Origin of the sequence: Nocardioides sp. LHG3406-4, assembly GCF_049897745.1 — a bacterium.
GTDB lineage: Bacteria > Actinomycetota > Actinomycetes > Propionibacteriales > Nocardioidaceae > Nocardioides.
Genome location: NZ_JAFCWV010000007.1, coordinates 20,514 through 41,268, shown reverse-complemented (window position 1 = coordinate 41,268; position 20,755 = coordinate 20,514). Strand labels below are relative to the sequence as shown.

At 69.9% G+C, this 20,755-nt stretch carries 7 protein-coding genes and 2 tRNA genes; 8 read left to right on the top strand and 1 reads right to left on the bottom strand.

The window, feature by feature from the left end:
* Positions 1–23 precede the first annotated feature (23 nt).
* From gyrB to ACP7BP_RS19940, 7 genes are all read left to right on the top strand, one after another.
* Positions 24–2,129: a DNA topoisomerase (ATP-hydrolyzing) subunit B gene (gene gyrB / locus ACP7BP_RS19970; protein WP_426247238.1), complete on the top strand. Its 2,106-nt coding sequence runs from the start codon at positions 24–26 to the stop codon at positions 2,127–2,129.
* A gap of 76 nt (positions 2,130–2,205) precedes the next feature.
* The gene (gene gyrA / locus ACP7BP_RS19965) at positions 2,206–4,932 is read left to right on the top strand and encodes a DNA gyrase subunit A (protein WP_426247236.1); all 2,727 of its coding nucleotides are present in this window, start codon (positions 2,206–2,208) and stop codon (positions 4,930–4,932) included.
* A complete protein-coding gene (locus ACP7BP_RS19960; protein WP_426247234.1) occupies positions 4,932–5,480 on the top strand; it encodes a DUF3566 domain-containing protein in 549 nt (182 codons plus the stop codon). The genes gyrA and ACP7BP_RS19960 overlap by 1 nt, the downstream gene beginning before the upstream one ends.
* A gap of 109 nt (positions 5,481–5,589) precedes the next feature.
* Positions 5,590–5,663, top strand: a tRNA-Ile gene (locus tag ACP7BP_RS19955).
* 34 nt (positions 5,664–5,697) lie between these two features.
* Positions 5,698–5,823 carry a DLW-39 family protein gene (locus tag ACP7BP_RS19950; RefSeq protein WP_426247232.1) on the top strand — a complete coding sequence of 42 codons (126 nt, stop codon included), beginning with the start codon at positions 5,698–5,700 and terminating at the stop codon, positions 5,821–5,823.
* A gap of 27 nt (positions 5,824–5,850) precedes the next feature.
* A tRNA-Ala gene (locus tag ACP7BP_RS19945) sits at positions 5,851–5,926 on the top strand.
* A gap of 143 nt (positions 5,927–6,069) precedes the next feature.
* Complete coding sequence (locus ACP7BP_RS19940) at positions 6,070–6,330, top strand: Imm70 family immunity protein (protein WP_426247231.1); 261 nt, start codon at positions 6,070–6,072, stop codon at positions 6,328–6,330.
* Positions 6,331–6,369: 39 nt separating this feature from the next.
* On the opposite strand, the gene ACP7BP_RS19935 is transcribed toward ACP7BP_RS19940, so the two are convergent.
* Entirely contained in the window at positions 6,370–9,006 is a 2,637-nt protein-coding gene (locus tag ACP7BP_RS19935) for a LuxR C-terminal-related transcriptional regulator (RefSeq protein ID WP_426247229.1), read from the bottom strand.
* Between the two features lie 629 nt (positions 9,007–9,635).
* Here ACP7BP_RS19935 and ACP7BP_RS19930 point away from each other — a divergent pair.
* The gene (locus ACP7BP_RS19930; RefSeq protein ID WP_426247228.1) at positions 9,636–20,735 is read left to right on the top strand and encodes a GEVED domain-containing protein; all 11,100 of its coding nucleotides are present in this window, start codon (positions 9,636–9,638) and stop codon (positions 20,733–20,735) included.
* Positions 20,736–20,755 lie beyond the last annotated feature (20 nt).

The following is a 20,755-nucleotide window of genomic DNA, read 5'->3' as shown; positions in this document are numbered from 1 at the left end:
AGGGCCCCGGAAGAAGGCCAGCCGTGACCGCTGAACACCCCGCACAGAAGTCGACGCTCAGGTCGAACGCACCAGACGAGGGGGTGGCCTACGACGCTTCGGCGATCACGGTGCTGGAAGGCCTCGAGGCGGTCCGCAAGCGTCCCGGGATGTACATCGGCTCCACCGGCGAGCGCGGTCTCCACCACCTGATCTGGGAGATCGTCGACAACGCGGTGGACGAGGCGCTGGCCGGCTTCTGCGACCGCATCGTCGTCACCCTCACCGCCGACGGCGCCGTCCGGGTCGTCGACAACGGCCGAGGCATCCCCACCGACACCGCCCCGGGCCAGGACATGCCGGCGGTCACGATGGCGCTCACGATGCTCCACGCCGGCGGCAAGTTCGGCGGCGGCGGCTACAAGGTGTCCGGTGGCCTGCACGGCGTCGGCGTCTCGGTCGTGAACGCGCTGAGCACCCGGCTGATCGTCGAGGTCAAGAACCGTGGCCACCTGTGGCGCCAGAGCTTCCAGCTCGGCGTGCCCGAGACCGAGCTCGAGCAGGTCCGGCCGCTCGAGGAGGGGGAGGAGACCGGCACCACGGTCACCTACTGGGCCTCCGAGGACATCTTCGAGACGACGACCTACTCGCTCGAGACGATCACCACGCGCATCCGGGAGATGGCGTTCCTCAACAAGGGCCTCGAGATCGTCGTACGCGACGAGCGTCCCGAGGCCGACGAGATCGCCGAGGCGGTCCAGGACGGCACCGTCGACAACACCGTCGACACCGCGGGCCGGGACGCGATCCAGAAGGCCGAGACGGGCGGGATCGAGCAGGTCTTCAAGTACGACCGTGGCCTGGTCGACTACGTCGAGCACCTCAACCGCCGCAAGACCGTGGCCAACCCGACCATCATCAACTTCGAGGCCGAGACCGCCGCCGACCCCGCCACCGGCAACCAGCACATGAGCCTCGAGCTCGCCATGCAGTGGAACACCACGTTCAGTGAGTCGGTGCACACCTTCGCCAACACCATCAACACCCACGAGGGCGGCACCCACGAGGAGGGCTTCCGGGCGGCGCTCACCTCCCTGGTCAACCACTGGGGCGAGGAGTGGGGTCTGATCAAGAAGCGCGACGACCGCGTCTCGGGTGACGACATCCGCGAGGGCCTCACCGCGATCATCTCGATCAAGCTCGGCGAGCCGCAGTTCGAGGGCCAGACCAAGACCAAGCTGGGCAACACCGAGGCCAAGGGCTTCACCCAGAAGATCGTCAACGACCAGCTCGGTGCCTGGCTCGAGCAGAACCCCGCCGAGGGTCGCGACATCGTGCGCAAGTCGCAGGCCGCGGCTCAGGCCCGCATCGCCGCCCGCAAGGCGCGCGACCTGGCCCGCTCCCGCAAGGGGCTCCTCGGCGGCGGTGGCCTGCCGGGCAAGCTCAGCGACTGCCAGTCGACCAACCCGGCCGAGTGCGAGGTCTTCATCGTCGAGGGCGACTCGGCCGGCGGCTCGGCCCGCCAGGGCCGCGACCCGCGCATCCAGGCGATCCTGCCGATCCGCGGCAAGATCCTCAACGTCGAGAAGGCGCGCCTCGACAAGGTGCTGGCCAACACCGAGGTCCAGGCGATCATCTCCGCGCTCGGCACCGGCATCCACGAGGAGTTCAACCTCGACAAGCTGCGCTACCACAAGGTCGTGCTGATGGCCGACGCCGACGTCGACGGCCACCACATCAACACGCTCCTGCTGACGCTGCTGTTCCGCTTCATGAAGCCGCTGATCGAGCACGGCTACGTCTACATGGCCCAGCCCCCGCTCTACCGGCTGCGCTGGAACAAGCCGCACGAGCACGAGTTCGTCTACTCCGACGCCGAGCGCAACGCCCTGCAGGCCGACGGTCTCGCCAGCGGCAAGAAGCTGCCCAAGGAGAACCCGGTCCAGCGCTACAAGGGCCTCGGCGAGATGAATGCCAAGGAGCTGTGGGAGACCACGATGAACCCCGACCAGCGGCTCCTGCTGCAGGTCACCCTCGAGGACGCCGCGCAGGCCGACGAGATCTTCTCGATCCTGATGGGCGAGGACGTCGAGCAGCGACGGTCCTTCATCCAGCGCAACGCCAAGGACGTCCGGTTCCTCGACATCTGAGGCGGCAAGACTGAAGAGATATCTAGGCATCTAGCGCTGAGCCTAGATTCGATGAGATCCCAGCAGAGAGACACACATGACTGAGCAGACCGGCAACGTTATCGGGGGCGGCGACGGCACCGGCCGCATCCAGGAGATCGACCTCCAGGAGTCGATGAAGCGCTCCTACATCGACTACGCGATGGCGGTCATCGTCGGCCGGGCGCTGCCCGACGTGCGCGACGGGCTCAAGCCGGTGCACCGTCGGGTGCTCTACGCCATGTGGGACGGCGGCTACCGGCCCGACCGCGGCTTCTCGAAGTGCTCCCGGGTGGTCGGCGACGTGATGGGTCAGTACCACCCGCACGGCGACACCGCGATCTACGACACCCTGGTGCGGCTCGCGCAGCCGTGGGTCATGCGCGCGCCGCTGATCAACGGGCAGGGCAACTTCGGCTCGCCGGGCAACGACGCCGCGGCGGCCATGCGGTACACCGAGTGCCGGATGGCCCCGCTGGCCATGGAGATGGTCCGGGACATCGACGAGGACACCGTCGACTTCCAGCCCAACTACGACGGCCGCTCGCAGGAGCCGATCGTCCTCCCGGCGCGCTACCCCAACCTGCTCGTCAACGGCTCGGCCGGCATCGCGGTCGGCATGGCCACCAGCATCCCGCCGCACAACCTGGTCGAGGTCGCCGCGGGCGCCACCTGGGCGCTCGAGCACCCCGACGCCACCCGCGAGGAGCTGCAGGACGCGCTGATCGAGCGGATCAAGGGTCCCGACTTCCCCAACGGCGCGCTGATCGTCGGGCACGAGGGCATCGAGCAGACCTACCGCACCGGCCGCGGGTCGGTCACCCAGCGCGCGGTGATCGAGGTCGACGAGGACAACAAGGGCCGGACCTGCCTGGTCGTCACCGAGCTGCCCTACATGGTCAACCCCGACAACCTCGCCCTGAAGATCGCCGAGCTCGCCGACTCGGGCCGGGTGCAGGGCATCGCCGACGTGCGCGACGACACCTCCGACCGCACCGGTCAGCGGCTGGTCGTGGTGCTCAAGCGCGACGCCGTCGCCCGCGTCGTACTCAACAACCTGCTCAAGCACACCGAGCTGCAGACGAACTTCAGCGCCAACATGCTGGCACTGGTCGACGGCGTGCCGCGCACGCTGACGATCGACCAGTTCATCAGCAACTGGGTGACCCACCAGGTCGACGTCATCCGACGGCGTACGGCGCACCGCCTGCGCAAGGCGGAGGAGCGCGCCCACGTGCTGCGCGGGCTGGTCAAGGCCCTCGACATGCTCGACGAGGTCATCGCGCTGATCCGACGCTCACCCGACGTCAACGAGGCCCGCACCGGCCTGATGGCGCTCCTCGACATCGACGAGCTGCAGGCCACGGCCATCCTCGACATGCAGCTGCGGCAGCTGGCCGCGCTCCAACGCCAGAAGATCATCGACGACCTGGCCGAGATCGAGCTGCGCATCGCCGACCTGCGCGACATCCTCGAGAACGTCGTCCGCCAGCGCCAGATCGTCTCCGAGGAGCTCGCCGAGATCGTCGACAAGTACGGCAACGAGCGCCGCACCCAGATCATCGCGGCCGACGGCGACCTCTCCATGGAGGACCTGATCCCCGACGAGGAGCTGGTCGTCTCCATCACCCGTGGCGGCTACGCCAAGCGCACCCGTGCCGACCAGTACCGCACCCAGAAGCGGGGCGGCAAGGGCGTGCGCGGCGCGACGCTGCGCGGCGACGACGTGGTGGAGCACTTCATCGCGACGTCCAACCACCACTGGCTGCTGTTCTTCACCACCCAGGGGCGGGTCTACCGCACCAAGGCCTACAACCTGCCCGAGGCGTCGCGCGACGCGAAGGGCGGCCACGTGGCCGGACTGCTGAGCTTCCAGCCCGACGAGAACATCGCCCAGGTGCTGGCGATCCGCGACTACGAGCAGGCGCCGTACCTCGTCCTCGCCACCCGCAACGGCCTGGTGAAGAAGACCAGGCTGGGCGACTACAACAGCCCGCGGCAGGCCGGCGTCATCGCGATCAACTTCCGCGAGGACGACGACGAGCTGATCGGCGCCGAGCTGGTCAACGCCGACGACGACATCCTGCTCGTCTCCCGCAAGGGCCAGGCGATCCGGTTCCGCGCCGACGACAGCCAGCTCCGGCCGATGGGCCGCGCGACGTCCGGCGTCGCGGGCATGAAGTTCCGCGCCGGCGACTCGCTGCTGTCGATGTCGGTCATCCGCGCCGAGCAGGTCGCGGCCGAGGAGGCTGCGGAGTCCGCGGGCGAGTCCGTCGAGGAGAGCGAGGTGAAGGAGCAGTACGTCTTCACCATGACCGACGGCGGTTTCGCCAAGCGCTCGCGCATCTCCGACTACCGCCTCCAGTCGCGCGGCGGCATCGGCATCAAGGCGATGTCGCTGGCCAACGAGGACCGAGGCGGCCTCGTCGGCGCCTTCATCGTGGTGGAGGGTGACGAGATCCTGTCGATCACCAACGCCGGACAGGTCGTGCGCAGCCCGATCAACGAGAACTTCCGGCCCACCGGGCGCTCGACGATGGGCGTGAAGTTCGTGTCGCCCAAGAACGGTGACGCCGTCGCCGTGGTCGCCCGATCGGTCGAGGCCCGCGACGAGGAGGAGCTGGACGCCGTCCTCGAAGCCGCGGCAGGCGAGGCGGCAGGCGACTCGGCGGGCGCGGACGCATCGGCTACCGTCGACGGTGCGACAATCGAGAACGACGTGCCCGAGGCGGACACCGACGACCCGGGCGAGGCTCCCGGCGACCCGGGTGAGAGTGAGTCCTGATGAGCGAGCGCACCGCCGGAGCGGCGAGCGGCCCGCGTAGCGCCGCCCCCGCGGACGCCACGGCGGTGCGGCCTGCCCTCAAGGCCCGCATCTCCAGCGTCCTCTCCGGTGCGGCGTCCGAGCACCGCAACAACGCCAACCCGGAGGGCACGCCACGCCCCACCGGACGCACCCAGCCCCGTCGGGCGCGGCTGCGGCTCAGCCGGATCGACCCCTGGTCGGTCATGAAGGCGTCGTTCCTGCTCTCGATCGCCTTCGGCGTGGTGACGTTCGTGGCCGTCTTCATGGTCTGGTCGGTGCTCGGCGCGGCCGGCGTGTGGGACTCCATCAACGCCACCGTGGCCAGCGTCATCGAGGGCGACCAGCCCAGCGACTTCGACGTCACCAACTACGTCGGCATGTCCCGCGTGCTCGGGTTCACCCTGCTGATCAGCGTCGTGGACGTCATCCTGCTCACCGCCATCGCCACCTTGGCTGCGTTCCTCTACAACATGGCCGCCGCCCTGCTCGGTGGCATCGAGGTGACCCTCTCGGAGGAGGACCGCTGAGGGTGGTCGCTCCTTCGACGGGACGCATGCACCTCGTTTTGTTCGCGCATTCCGCGGTGGGGTAACCTTCCCCAGCACTCGCCGCCAGGTCACTCGACGGTCGTGCGGCGGGCCTATAGCTCAGACGGTTAGAGCGCTTCCCTGATAAGGAAGAGGTCACAGGTTCAAGTCCTGTTAGGCCCACTCCCATCCTCGCCGGGACACACGGAGGCACACCATGAAGAAGGTCCTGCTCGTCCTGCTGGCCGCCGTCGGCGCCGCGCTCGCGAAGAAGAAGATGGAAGAGAGCCGCAACGAGCAGGCGCTGTGGGCCGAGGCCACCGACAACGTCGACAAGGCCTGACCCGCTCTCCACTCTCGGGTCGACCCCGGGGCCTTGGCGCAATTGGTAGCGCACCTGCTTTGCAAGCAGGGGGTTAGGGGTTCGAGTCCCCTAGGCTCCACCAGCTTGGAGACATGCCCGAGTTGCGGGCACGCGGATCTACCTCTGTCACAGGCATGCCGGTACCCCTGATCGCTCCTCCGGTGCCCCTCGAGGGCGGCAAGCGCGGGAGCCGCTTCGCCACGCTCTCGGCGCTCTACGAACAAGGTGAGCTCCCTCCGGAGCGCTCCGAGTCAGCGAGGAACGAGCTCGCAACCGTGCGTCAAGGGCTTCAGGCCTTCGCGCCGGATCGTTGGTGTGGGACTTGGACGACCCCGCGGTGGGGCCCCCTGGGGAGACGAGATCGCAGTGACGATCACGGATCTGGCGAACTACTTCGTCACCCCTGACGGACGCCAGCTTGTCGATGTGCTCGACACCGCACTGGACACGAGCGGCAGGATCAACCAACCGCTGCGAATACTCTGACCTCAAGCCCTTCGCCAGTGAGGCGACGAGTCTGCCGTGTCACCTGAGCAGGCCCCACTGGCGGGCCCGGGCGATGGCCTCGGCTCGGTCGCTCGTGCCGAGCTTCTTGTAGAGGTTGCGTTGCTGGAAGCGCACGGTGTTGTAGGACAGCACCGAGGCCTGGGCGATCTGCGGGATCGTCAGCGGCGTCGCCAACTGCTCCAGCACCTGCTGCTCGCGCTTGGTGAGCTCGATCAGCTGGATCGCGGACGGGAAGAGGTCCGGCTGGGTCTCGAGCGGGTCCTTGTGCAGCAGGTCGCGGGCCGCGGGCACACGCTCCGCGATCGCGGCCAGCTCGGCGCGGGGGACGTTGGCGAATGCCCGCAGGGACCCGTTGGCGCGACCCAGGTCGACGGCGCGGCTCAGCGCCGCCTCCGCGACGCCAGGGTCACCGGTCCGGCCGGCAGCGACGGACCGGAGGACCAGCATCTCGAGGCGGTCCCGTGCGGTGGCGATCCGCTCCCACCGGCTGCCCTGGCTCAGCTGCATGGCGACGTCCGGTTGGTCGGACAGCAGCGCTAGCCGAGCCCGCGCCACCCGGAGCAGCGGGTGGTCGGCGTCCGCGCCCGAGAGCACGGCGCGGGCGAGGTTGCCACGACCGAGTGACAGCAGCATGTCGGCCTCGGCGGCGGCCAGCAGCGGCCGGCCGACTGCCCCCGGTCCCATCCAGTCGCGGTAGGTGCTGCGGGCGCGGTCGATCAGGACCAGGCCCTCCGACGCGGCCCCCAGGACCAACGAGAGCTGGGCCCGGGCGTACACCAGGAACGGCCACAGCTCGTCCCGCCGGGGGTGAGCCGCCAGGAGATCGTTGGCAGCGACGGCGGGGTCGATCTCGAGGCGGTCCAGCGCCACGAGGAGCCGCGCCGCCGTGGGCGCACTGCGGATGTGGGGCTGGAGCCAGGTGTCGGCCCACCGGGGGGCCGCCTCGTGGCGCTCCGTCCAGGTGGTTGCCTGACGGAGGTCGCCGACCATGGCGTGCGCCAACGCGAGCTTGCCGGCAGCGTCGGCCTCCCCGTAGCCCAGGGGGTGGTCGGCCCCACGGTCGTAGGCGTGACGCAGGGTGTCCATCGCCGCGATTGCGTCACCGGCCAGCAGCTGGGTCATCCCGACGTGGAGGTGCAGCGAGGGGTAGAGACCGATGACGGCGCGCGGCTGGGTCGCCCTCGCCGTACGGGCGATCTCGAGGGCCCGCCGTCCGTACGTTGCGGCGAGGCCGATCGCGCCCCGCCTGCGGAGGGCCATCACGATGACGAAGCAGGTGTCGAGCAGGTCGGCGGCGTTGACGCGCCCGTCGAGGAAGTCCTGCTCCGACGGTGAGTCGGGCAGCACGGCTATGCCCAGCAGCCGGTCGTCGGGCATCCGCAGCTCGGTGTCACGCAGCGCCAACGCTCGCGGACTCGTCTCGACGATCTCCAGCGGCATCTCGACGTAGGCACGCAGCAGGTCGTCCTGGTGGACGAAGATCAGATTCCGCCAGGAGGACTCGATCACCGAGATGGCCAGGAGCCAGTCCTGGCTCTCCAGGGCGTGCCGCAGCGCGAGGTGGGGCTGATCGTGGTCGCGGTACCAGTGGCCCAGTCGTCGGTGGAGCTCGGGCAGGCGGTCGGGCCACCGGCGCCGTAGCTCGCCGAGGAGGGCTCGTCGCGCGGCCGGCGGCCACCGGTAGACGGCCTGGCCGTCGCGCACCTCGACAGAGAGCACGCTGTCGGTGCTCAGCACCTCGAGGTGCGCCTTCGTGGTCTGGTGATCGGCGAGCAGCTCGGCCACGTCCGCCGAGAAGTCCTCGGGCAGCGAGGTCAAGATCGCGACCTCGATCCGCCCCGGGGGATGGGCCTCGGAGAGCAGCCGCTGTTTCAGGTATTCCGCGGCGATGCCCTCGACCACCTCGGCGAGCCCAGCCTCGGAGAGCTTCGCGCTCTCGGGCAAGGAGCCACGCAGGCGCAGCACGATGGCTCGGGTCGGCTCCGGCCAGCCGCCTGACTCCTCGACGATGTGGCGCACCCCGGACTCCGGAAGGGCGACGCCGGCGGTGTGGAGCAGCTGTTGGGTCTCGTCCTCGGTGAACCGCAGCTCCCTGGCGGTGAGCACCGTCGTGTCGAGGTCGAGGTACAGGTGGGCCGGGAAGTGACGGTGACCGCGCAGGCAGACCACCAGCTGCAGCTGGGGTGCGTGCCGCAGCAGGTCGAGCAGCGAGCGGTCCAGGTCGGGGTCTGTGACGTGCTCGAAACCGTCGACGACGAGGACGATCGGGCCCTCTGCTGCCCGGATGGCGCGTTCGGCCCGCCCGGCGGGGTCGAAGGCGCCGCTGTGCGGTGCCACCTCCGAGGGAGGGCGCAGCCCGGCGTCGGAGACCACCTGGAGGAGCTCGGCCCAGAACGTGGCCACGTCACCGGCGCCCGGACGGACCCGCATCCAGGTCACGACCCCTGGGGCCGACCTCCCCCGCACGGACAGCCACTGGGCCACCAGGGTGGTCTTGCCGAAGCCCACCGGGGCACGGAGCAGGGTGAGCGGCGTGGCTGCGTCGAGGAGTGCGAGCAGCCGGGGTCGCGAGACCAGCAACGGTGGCAGGCGCGGCCCGCGGCCGCCTCGAGAGGAGGTCGGCTCCTCGCGCGGGTCCGAGCCCTCCGATGGCATCGGTCGATCGCCCTCAAGTTCACTCACGACCGAGAGACACCCGCTCCTTTGACGCTTTCCCGATGGTTGACACGTGCAGGACACGCGGCACCGCCTGACGCGACCAGGTCCCCGTTCAGCGTGCCGTCTCGCACACCTTTGTGGATGGTACGAGGCCGAGAACCCACCCACCTTGCAGTCTGCAATCCCTCAACCGTGCGCCACGGCCCGCGCTACGCCTTCGCCCCGGTGGGCTACCCGGTGGGATTTGAGCCGATGGGTGGAACGTACGCCGCAAGCAGCAGCGACAGGCGGCCAGGCCGGTGGGCAGCCCGGTGGATTCGGGATTTTCGGCGTCTCGGAGCCTTGAAGGCGACGAGGATCCGATCGTCGTCGAGCAGCCAGGGAGCCGCCCAACCGGGCGACTGCCCGGGCTGGCGACGTCGATCGAGCGCCGACCCGGAATCCGCGAAGAGCGGCTCCGGGCAGGTGAAACAGGGGGTGAAGTCGGCGCATTTTGTGGCTTCCGGGCGGCTGGGACCCCGATGATCCCGTCGTACGACGAAGTCCGCGTCCAGGTCGCCCTCTGCTCGGGGCCCCTTTCTCGATGCTCGTCGCACCCTCCGCTCAGATCTAGGGGTACCTGCTCCATGAAGAACTCGCCGCACCACCCAGGCAAGCGCGCCGGCCACCACCGTGGACGCGCTGCTCGCGGCCCGCACCGCCTGGCCAGCGTCGTGCTGACGCTCCTGGTGCTCGCCGCCGGTCTGGCTGTGTCGGCGCCCGCGGCGGACGCGGAGCTGAGCGCCCAGGACCCGACGCCGCCGATCGCCAGCGACGCCGGCGCCGAGGCGGGCAGCTCTGACGCGGCGGATCCGGAGACCGCGGATCCGGGGGACGAGGTGCCGCCCGAGCCCGGCGTCGAGACCACTGAACCGAGCGAGCCGTCCGCGGACTCCTCGGAGGAGCCAGCCGCCCCCACGGACGGCAAGAGCACCGAGAGCACGGAGGAGACCGAGCTCACTGGGCCCACCGGTCCCACCGGGCCTAGCGGCAAGAGCTCCCAGACCTCGCCGAGAATGGCGATCGGCCCCTTGTTCGCCGCGGGCGCACCCAACACGGTGGAGGCGGGCGGGACGACGTACTCCGCCTACGTAGGCGCGGGCGAGTCGCTGACCACCAGCTTCACCAAGTTCAAGAACGTCGTTGCGGGAGGGTCCAACACCCGCTTCCGCATCACCGACCCCTCGGGGACGGTGCGAAGCACCTGCACGGTCCTCGGAACCCAGGCCGTGGGGGCCACGTGTGTCGCGACCGATCTGACCGGCCCGGCTGGGGTGTGGAACATCGAGGTCACCGCGCTCACCAACAACCCCGCGAACTGGCCCCAGTCCGGTGCCAGTCACTTCACCTGGACGATCTCGGTCCAGAACGCTGCCGGCACCGACATCCCGGGTCGGGTCTGGACCGAGAAGTACCGCGGCTTCGACGCGAGCAGCGCCACGGCGTACCCGCTCGACTTCTGGGTGGCCACCGAGCACGGTTCGCAGTACAAGGTCGACCTGAACGGCTTCATCGGTGGCGGCTGGGCGTTCGACAGCACCGCCTACGGCCTCACCCAGGCCGGCACGTGCACGCCGCGCTACCGGTCCATGGACGCGGTCACGAACAGTCCGGAGTACCCGCCCGCACCAGCGTCGTGCGGCGATCCCTACAAGCTGTTCTTCGAGCCGCCTGCTGCGGACCTACCGGCGACCGCGGCCACTCCGACCGGACCCGACTGGATCGATCCCCCGCTCAGCACCCCGAGCGTCGACGACCTCGAGTTCGCCCAGGCGGGTGGCGCGACCCGCGCGGGAGCCTTCACCTACGACCTGGTCGACTTCACCGGCGCCTACCGCCTGCAGATCGACGCCAACAACGACGGCGACTACGCCGACGCGGTCGACCGGGACATCCCGCTCGGCGGCAGCAGTGGTCCGCAGACCTACACCTGGGACGGCCTGGACGGCGCCGGCGACCCCATCGACTCCTGCCAAGCCATCAACGCTCGGGTCCAGATCGACCAGACCGACGAGGTGCACTTCGTCCTCGGCGACACCGAGCAGCTCGGCGGCATGACCATCGAGCAGCTGGTCGGCAACGCGCCGGGTGCATCCAAGCTGTACTGGGACGACCGTGGAGTCACCGGGTCTCCCGCGACGCCCGTCATCGACGGCCGTGCCGGCGTCGAGAGCGACACTCCCACCGGCGTGCACGGGTGGGGACGCGCCACGGCCCCCGCCATCAGCTGGGGCGACCTCTCCATCATCGACAACTGGACCTACAGCCAGGTCGACATCAACGACGCGATCGCGCTGGGGGTCTGCGCCCTCGATCTCGGTGACGCTCCGCAGAGCTACGGCACCCTGCTCGCCGGCAGTGGCCCGACGGGCCCGAGCCACGCGGTCGCCGATGGCATCCACCTCGGTGCCTCGATCGACGTCGAGAGCGACGGCCGTCCCGGCCCGGCCGCCGACGGCGACGGCGCCGACGAGGACGGGGTGGTGTTCAACCCCGCGCTGGGGTATGCCTCCCCGACCATCCGGACGGGCGTGGACCCGAACTCCCAACAGCCGCTCTCCAACACTCTCGAGGTCGAGGCGTCTGCGGAGGGGTTCGTGTCGGTGTGGGTCGACTTCAACACTGACGGCGACTTCACCGACGCCGGTGAGCGAGTCGCGCATGCCACCCCTGTGAACGCAGGCACCAACGACATCACCTTCAGCCACGCCGCAAACCCGCCGGGCATCCAGACCTATGTGCGCGTGCGCTACAGCACCGACGCCGTGTGGGTCGAGGACCCGACCGGGGTGGCGCTGGACGGCGAGGTGGAGGACTACCGGGTGCTGGTAGAGCGCCTGGTGCAGCCCGACGCCTGTACGCCGAGCAATGTCGACCACTACGCCTTCACCTTCGGCGCCCCGGTCTCCGAGGTGTCCAACGGCGGTGCGGTCGGCACCCGCGTCCGCTACGAGGACGTCTCCGTCATCGGCGGTGTCCCGGTGGATGTCGTGGGTCAGGTGGTGACCGGCTCGCTCAACCCCACTGTCCGCCCGCCCGATGGCTTCGGTGACTTCGCCGGCGCGCACGACGACGTGGCGTGGACCACGGGCAACGCGACGATCCGCTACTCCTTCTACGAGGCTGGGACTACTACGCCGGTGGACATCAACGGGGTCTTCACCGTCAACGACCTGGACGGGACACCGACGTTCACCGAGGTCGCCACCTTCACCGCGTCGGACCTCAGTGCCTACGCGGTCACGCAGGGCAGCGCGGTCGTGGTCACGGAGTCAGGCGGGAACGTGGTGTTCCGCGGCACGGTCAACTCGAACGGGGAGCCCAACAGCCGCTTCCAGATCGTCCTCGAAGGGCTCAGCTCGTTCGAGTCGAAGTGGTCGGGTGGCAGCTCCTCGGGCTTCAACTTCGACGGGGACGGAGACATCGGCGTACAGCCGTCCTGCGACGACTTCGGGGACGCGCCGAACAGCTACGGCACGAGCCTGGCGACCAACGGCCCGCGACACCGGATCACACCGGGCCTGTTCCTGGGCTCGGAGATCGACTTCGACCCGAACGGCCAGCCGGGCCCCGGCGCCGACGGCGACGACATCGACCGGATCGCGGACGAGGACGGCGTCGAGTTCAACCCGGGACTCGGGGTCGCGGGCGGCATCAACCTCATCCAGGACGGTGTGCAGAACGACATCGCGGTGGAGTCGAGCAGTGCCGGCTTCCTGAACGCCTGGGTCGACTTCAACCAGGACGGCGACTTCGCGGATGCGGGCGAGCGGATCGCCAGCGATCGGGCCGTCACCGCGGGCCCCAACGCCATCACCATGACGGTTCCCGCAACCGCGTCCCAGGGAGCGACCTTCGCCCGGTTCCGTCTGACGACGCAGGCCGGCACGGCGACCACGCCGCTGGGTGCCGCCCCGGACGGCGAGGTGGAGGACTACCAGGTCTACATCGCCACCCCGGTGCCGGAGACCTGTGGGGCAGGGCTCATCGACCCGGGCTTCGAGGTCCCCGACATCTACGGCCCGACCCCGTTCATCACGCAGTTCGGTCCGAACATCAAGCTCTACACCGACGAGAACGTTCCCGGCTGGAACGACGTCAGCGGTGTGGTGGAGCTGTGGCGCGACGGCACGCAGATCGACGGCCTCCCGGCGGTGCCGGCCTACGAAGGCAAGCAGTTCGCCGAGTTCGGTGGCGGCTACTACCAGGACATCGCGACGATCCCGGGGACCACCCTGACGTGGCGGTTCGCTCACCGAGGCCGGCGAGGCACCGACACGGTGCGGCTGATGCTCGGCGCATCCCCGGTTCCCGGTCAGACGTTCACGTCGAACTCCAGCCGCGACGTGACCACCGGCAACACGGGCTGGCGGGTCTACAGCGGCTCCTACACGATCCCGGCCGGCCAGAACGTGACGCGCCTGCAGTTCCAGGCCATCGCCGCCGCGGGCGGTCAGGGACTCGCCGTCGGCAACTTCCTCGACGCCATCGAGCTCGGTGTGACGTGCACCGACTTCGGCGACGCCCCGGCGTCGTACGGAACCACCGCGACCGGCAACGGCCCAAGGCACTCCATCGCCGGGTACGACGCGACGAACCACACGGCCGGCCTGATGATCGGCTCGACGGTCGACATCGAGAACGACGGCGTGCCGAGCCCCGGCGCGGACGGCGACGACACCGCCGACGTGGCCGACGAGGACGCGTTCCCGGGCGGGCTGGTCCTGAACCCGGGCGTCACCAACCCGACGCTGACCGTGCCGTTGACCAACAGGCTGGGTGTTGCGGCCACGCTCTCCGGCTGGATCGACTCCAACAACAACGGACGGTTCGAGTCGTCTGAGCATGCCTCGGTGGCGGTGCCGGTCGGCGCCACCAGTGCCGCCCTGGCCTTCTCCGGCCTCCCGGCGCTGCAGGACGGCACCAGTCCGATGGTGCGGCTGCGGCTGACCACGGGCACGCTGACCGACGACGCGGGCACACCGAACGTGGACGAGCGCGCCCTGGGGGCGGCCCCCGACGGCGAGGTCGAGGACCACCTCGCCCAGGTCGCCACCCTGGTGCCGATCTCGTGCGCCGACCCATTCGTCGAGACGTTCGGGACCGGCGCGGGCTACGGGCCGGCGCTGCCCACAGGCCAGACGACCTACACCTACGTCGGTGCTCCGGAGCCCGACAACATGATCGACGACGGCGACTACGCGATCGTGACGAGCCCTCGGGCAGCCCACACCGGCTGGGTCGTCGGTGCCGACCACACAGTCGGCGACACCAACGGTCGGATGATGCTGGTCAACGCCAGCTTCGACGAGGGCACCTTCTTCCAGCGCACGTTCACAGGCCTGGCGGTCGGCGTGGAGTACGACTTCTCGGCCTACCTCACCAGTGTCCTGAGCGGGTCCGGCATCAGCCCGAACGTCACCTTCCAGATCGTCGACCCGACGACTGGGACCGTGTTGTCCTCGGTCGACTCCGGCGCGATCCCGAACACCGGTGCCGTCCAGTGGGCCCGGTACAACATGTCGTTCACCGCACCGCAGTCGACGGTCCGGCTCGAGCTGCTGAACAACGCACCCGGCGGCGGCGGCAACGACCTGGCGATCGACGACATCAGCTTCTCGCCGGTGTGCGAGTTCGGCGACGCGCCGCAGAGCTACGGCACCCTGATCGGTGACGACGGTCCCGGTCACATCGCCACCGGACCGACGCTCGGCACGGTGCGCGACACCGAGTCCGACGGCCGGCCGAGCCCGGGCGCCGACGGCGACGACACCACCGGCACGGACGACGAGGACGGCATCGCCGGCCCGATCGAGATGTCGGTGGGCGCGGAGGCCAGCGTGACGGTCTCGGCGACCAACGACTCCGACAAGGACGTCACCCTGGCCGGTTGGATCGACCTCGACGGCGACGGCACCTTCCAGGACTCCGAGCGGGTCACGGTGACAGTGCCGGCCAACTCGGGCACGGCGGCCTACCAGCTGGACTTCCCGGCCGGTACGACGACGACCGACACCTATGCCCGGTTCCGGATCTACGGCGTGCTGATGACCGACCCGCAGCCGACCGGCACCGTGGCCGCGGGCGAGGTCGAGGACTACCGGGTGACCGTGCTGGAGCCGCGGCTGGTGATCGACAAGTCCTCCGACGCGACGGCTGATGCGCGCCCTGGCGACGAGATCACCTACACGGTGACCGCGACCAACCCCGGTCCCGGCGACTACACGGCAACCCATCCGGCCCGGGTGTGGGACGACCTGTCCGGCGTGCTGGACGACGCGACGTACAACGACGACGCGACCTCGGACCGCACCCCGCCCGACCCCGTGTACGCCAACCCGATCCTCTCCTGGACCGGCGAGCTGCCGGCCGGCGAGACGGTGACGATCACCTACACCGTCACCCTCAAGGGTGGCGGCGACGGCACGGTGCGCAACGTGGCCTTCGGGCAGTGCGACGCGGCCGATCCCGGCTGCGACACCACGACGCCTGAGTGCGACGCGCCGGTCGGCGGGATCGACCCGGACACCGGCAAGGTGTGCGACGAGGAGGAGTTCGAGCTCCCGAAGCTGACCATCGCCAAGGCATCCAACCGCACCGACCTGCCCGCAGTGGGTCAGCGGGTGATCTACACGGTCACCGTCACCAACGAGGGGCCGGGCGACTACACGGCGACCGAGCCGGGGACCGCGTCCGACGACCTCACGAAGGTGCTGGACGACGCGTCGATCGACACGGGCACGATCGACGCCGATGTAGGCACCGCGACGTTCGACTCCCCCAACCTGGAGTGGACCGGCGTGCTGGCCGACGGTGAGTCGGCGACGATCACGTACGAGGTCGTCTACAACGCCGGCGGTGACCACTCGCTGGTCAACAACGCCTGTGTGCCGGTCGCCCAGGCCCAGGACCCGCAGGACGCCTGTGCCACGGTGACCGTCCCGGGCTCCGGCCTGGATCAGGACAAGGTCGCCGACCCCGCGTCCGGCTCCGCGGTCGAGGTGGGCCAGGAGATCACCTACACCCTGCGGTTCGCCAACACCGGTCAGACGCCGGCGACGGTGGACACCTTCGACGACCTGACCGCAGTGCTGGACGACGCCGACCTCGTGGCCGGCAGCATCGACGCCGAGACCGGGTTGACTGCGACGTACGACGCCGCCGCCGGCGAGCGGATCGACATCACCGGCACGGTGCCGGTGGGCGACACCCTCGAGGTGACCTACCGGGTCCGGGTCAGGCCGTGGGCCGCGCAGGCCGACCACGTCCTGGAGAACGCCCTGCAGTGCGAGGCCGGCGACGCTCCGGACTGCGAGCCGGACGTCACCGAGCACCGGGTGCGGGCGCTGGACATCGAGAAGACCTCCGACCGCACCGCGGACACCGAGATCGGTGACACCGTGACCTACACGGTGACGGGGACCAACGTCGGCGAGGCCGACTACACCCCGGCCGACCCGGCGCGGGTGTGGGACGACCTCACCGGCGTGCTGGACGACGCGACGTACAACGGGAACGCGGCGACGGTGCCGGCCGGGGTCGGCACGATCACCTACGGCCAGCCGGTCATCAGCTGGGTCGGGGAGCTGGCCAAGGGTGACACGGTCACGTTGACCTACACCGTGACCCTGACCGGAGCCGGGGACCTGAACGTACGCAATGTGGCGTTCGGCGCCTGTGACCCGACCGACCCGGACTGCGACGACACGACACCGGTGTGCGACCCGCCGACCGCCGCGGGGATCGACCCGGTCTCCGGCAAGCCGTGTGCCGAGGAGGAGTTCGGGCTGCCCGACATCCGCGACGCCAAGACGGTGGACCCGGCCGACCGGACCGCGGTGGCTGCTGGTGCCGAGCTGACCTACGAGCTGACCTTCGTCAACGACGGCACGGCTGCCGGCGCAGTCTTCAAGGACGACTCGCTGGCGATGCTGCTCGACGACGCGGAGATCATCACCGGTCCGACGGTGACCGGACAGGGCAACCTGACCGCCACTAGCAACGGTGGGCTGATCGAGGTGCGCGGCACCCTGGGAGCCGGGGAGACCGCGACCGTGACCTACGCGGTCAGGGTGAAGCCGGACGGGCAGCGGGTCGCCGACGGTGGCGACGACATGCTCGGCAACTTCCTCATGATGCCCGGCACCACGCCGCCCACCGCGTGTGAGCCGGTGGCCGAGGAGGACTCGACCTGCAACCCGGTGTCGCGGATCGTGGACTCCAAGTCGGTGAGCCCGGCCGACCGGACCGCCGTGCGGGCCGGTGACGAGCTGACCTACACGCTCGCCTTCGAGAACCTCGGCCAGGGAGCCGGCCCGGTGTCGAAGGACGACCACCTCGGGATGCTTCTGGACGACGCCGACCTGATGACGCCTCCGGGGATCACCGTGGCCGGCTCGGGTGCTGTGGGCGTCACAGCCACGCGGAACGGTCAGCGGATCGAGATCCGCGGCACCCTGGGTGCCGGCGAGGCGGTGACGGTGACCTACACGGTCAAGGTCAAGCCGGATGCGCAGCGGGTCGCGGACGGTGGCGACGACATGCTCGGCAACTTCCTGATCGACCCGACGGAGCCCCCGCCGACGGCGTGTGCGCCCGAGGCGGACGAGGACTCGACCTGCAACCCGGTGGCGCGGATCGTGGACTCGAAGTCGGTGAGCCCGGCCGACCGGACCGCCGTGCGGGCCGGTGACGAGCTGACCTACACGCTCACCTTCGAGAACCTCGGCCAGGGCGCCGGCCCGGTGTCGAAGGACGACTACGTCGGGATGTGGCAGGACGACGCCGAGCTGGTGACGCCTCCGGGCATCCAGGTCACCGGCGCTCCCGGCGTGGCCGCGACGCTGAGCGGTCAGCGGATCGAGATCCGCGGCACCCTGGGTGCCCAGGAGACCGCGACGGTGACCTACACCGTCAAGGTCAAGCCGGATGCGCAACGGGTCGCGGACGGTGGCGACGACATGCTCGGCAACTTCCTGATCGACCCGACAGAGCCCCCGCCGACGGCGTGTGCGCCCGAGGCGGACGAGGACTCGACCTGCAACCCGGTGGCGCGGATCGTGGACTCCAAGTCGGTGACGCCGGCGGACCGGACGGCGGTGAAGGCGGGCGAGGAGCTGACCTACACGCTCACGTTCGAGAACGCGGGTCAGGGTGCGGGCGCGGTCTTCAAGGACGACTCGCTGACGATGCTGCTCGACGACGCCGAGCTGGTGACACCGCCGGGCATCCAGGTCTCGGGTGCCGCGGGTGTCACCGCGACGCTGAACGGCGAGCTCGTCGAGATCCGGGGCACGCTGCAGCCGACCCAGGTGGCGACGGTGACCTACAGGGTCACGGTGAAGCCGGATGCGCAGCGGGTCGCGGACGGTGGTGACGACATGCTCGGCAACTTCCTCATCACACCGGGTACGACGCCACCGACGGCGTGCGAGCTGCAGGCCGAGGAGGACTCGACCTGCAACCCGGTCTCGCGGATCGTCGACTCGAAGTCGGTGACCCCGGCGGATCGGGCCACGGTGTCGGCCGGAGACGAGCTGACCTACACGCTCACCTTCCAGAACCTCGGCCAGGGTGCGGGTGCGGTCGACAAGGACGACTACCTCGGGATGCTGCTCGACGACGCGACGATCGTGTCGGGCCCGATGGTGGCCGGCCAGGGCAACCTGACCGCGACCCGCAACGGTGACCGGTTCGAGATCCGGGGCACCCTGGCTGCCGGCGACGTCGCGACCGTGACCTACACGGTCAAGGTCAAGCCGGACGTGGAACGTCAGGCCGATGGTGGCGACGACCTGCTGGGCAACTTCCTGGTCGACCCGACCGACCCGCCACCGCCGACCCAGTGTGAGCCGGAGGCCGCCGAGGACTCGACCTGCAACCCGGTCTCGCGGATCGCGGACGCCAAGTCGGTGACCCCGGCTGATCGCACCTCGGTCGAGGCGGGCGAGGAGCTGACCTACACGCTGCGGTTCGAGAACCTCGGCCAAGGTGCGGGCCAGGTCTCGAAGGACGACTCGTTGGGCATGCTGCTCGACGACGCGACGATCGTGTCGGGCCCGACGGTGGCCGGCCAGGGCAACCTCACCGCGACACTGAGCGGCCGGCTGATCGAGGTCCGCGGCACCCTGGGTGCCGGCGACCTCGCGACCGTGACCTACACGGTGCGGGTCAAGTCCGACGCCCAGCGCTCGGCCGATGGCGGCGACGACCTGCTGGGCAACTTCCTGGTCCCGCCCGGTGCGGAGCCGCCGACGGAGTGCGAGCCCGAGGCCGACGAGGACTCGACCTGCAACGCCGTGCGCGCGCTGGACATCGAGAAGACCAGCGACCGCACCGTGGGCACCAGGATCGGTGACACGGTGACCTACACGGTGACCGCGAAGAACACCGGCAACGGCGACTACACCTCCGCCGACCCGGCCGTCGTACGCGACGACCTGGCCGGAGTGCTCGACGACGCGACCTACGACGGCAACGCAGCCGCCGACAAGCCGGGCGACGTGTCCTACACGGCTCCGGTCATCGAGTGGTCCGGTGCGCTGGCGGTCGACGAGGTCGTGACGCTCACCTACACGGTCAAGCTGAAGGCCGGTGGTGACCTGAAGGTGCGCAACGTCGCCTGGGGCGGCGGCGGTCCCGACCCGAGGTGCGACCCGCCGACCGCGCCAGGCTTCGACCCGGTCACCGGCAAGCCGTGCGACAGGGAGGAGTTCGGGCTTCCGGACATCGTGGACGACAAGCAGGTGGACCCGAAGAAGGGCTCGCCCGTGAGCTCGGGACAGCTGCTGACCTACACGCTGACCTTCAGCAACCTGGGCACGGCTCCGGGCCGGGTGGCCAAGGTCGACAACCTGTCGCAGGTGCTCGACGACGCCACCGTCGTCGCCCAGCCGGTCTCCTCGGACCCGGCCCTGACGCTGTCGCCGATCGCTGACGGCAAGCTCTCCGTCACCGGCGACCTGGCCCCCGGCCAGAGGGTGACGGTCACCTACCGGGTGCAGGTCAAGGAGCCGGACAGCCTGGGTGACAAGGTCCTCGGCAACCACCTGCTCGAGCCCGGGCAGGTCCCGCCGACCCCGGGGGAGTGCCTGGCCCAGATGGGCGAGGACTCCACCTGCAACCCGGTCAGCGACATCGTGGCGAGGAAGTCGGTCGACCCCGACGACGGGTCGAAGGTGGAGGGCGGCGACGTGCTGACCTACACCTTGTCCTTCACCAACACCGGCAAGGGTGCCGGGCAGGTGGACTACGTCGACAAGATGGCCGGGATCCTGGACGACACCACCCTGATCAAGAGCCCGAAGTCGTCGGAGGCCGCGATCACCGCGTCCCTGAAGGACGGGAAGGTCCGGATCGAGGGGCACCTGGCCGGCGGGCAGAGCGTCACGGTGGCCTACACGGTGCGCGTCAACGCCTACGACGACCAGGGTGACCACGTGCTGGCGAACTTCCTGGCTGCCCCGGGCGCCGGTCCGGGCACGTGCGCCGCGGGTGACCCGATGTGCACGAAGAACGCCTCGGGCGGCACCGGTGGCGAGGGCAGAGGCGACGGTGACAAGGACGGGGACGGGGATCTTCCGGACACCGGTGGCCCCGCACTCGCGGCGCTTCTGGCCGGGCTGGCTCTCCTCCTCGGCGGGGGTCTGCTCCTGACCGTCGCTCGCCGACGTCGCGAGGAGTCCTGACATGACGCCCTGAGCACCGT

Excerpts from the sequence above, each read along its gene's own strand:
- gyrA (WP_426247236.1), top strand. The coding sequence starts at position 2,206 with ATGACTGAGCAGACCGGCAACGTTATCGGGGGCGGCGACGGCACCGGC.
- ACP7BP_RS19960 (WP_426247234.1), top strand. The coding sequence starts at position 4,932 with ATGAGCGAGCGCACCGCCGGAGCGGCGAGCGGCCCGCGTAGCGCCGCC.
- ACP7BP_RS19950 (WP_426247232.1), top strand. The coding sequence starts at position 5,698 with ATGAAGAAGGTCCTGCTCGTCCTGCTGGCCGCCGTCGGCGCCGCGCTC.
- ACP7BP_RS19935 (WP_426247229.1), bottom strand. The coding sequence starts at position 9,006 with ATGCCATCGGAGGGCTCGGACCCGCGCGAGGAGCCGACCTCCTCTCGA.
- ACP7BP_RS19930 (WP_426247228.1), top strand. The coding sequence starts at position 9,636 with ATGAAGAACTCGCCGCACCACCCAGGCAAGCGCGCCGGCCACCACCGT.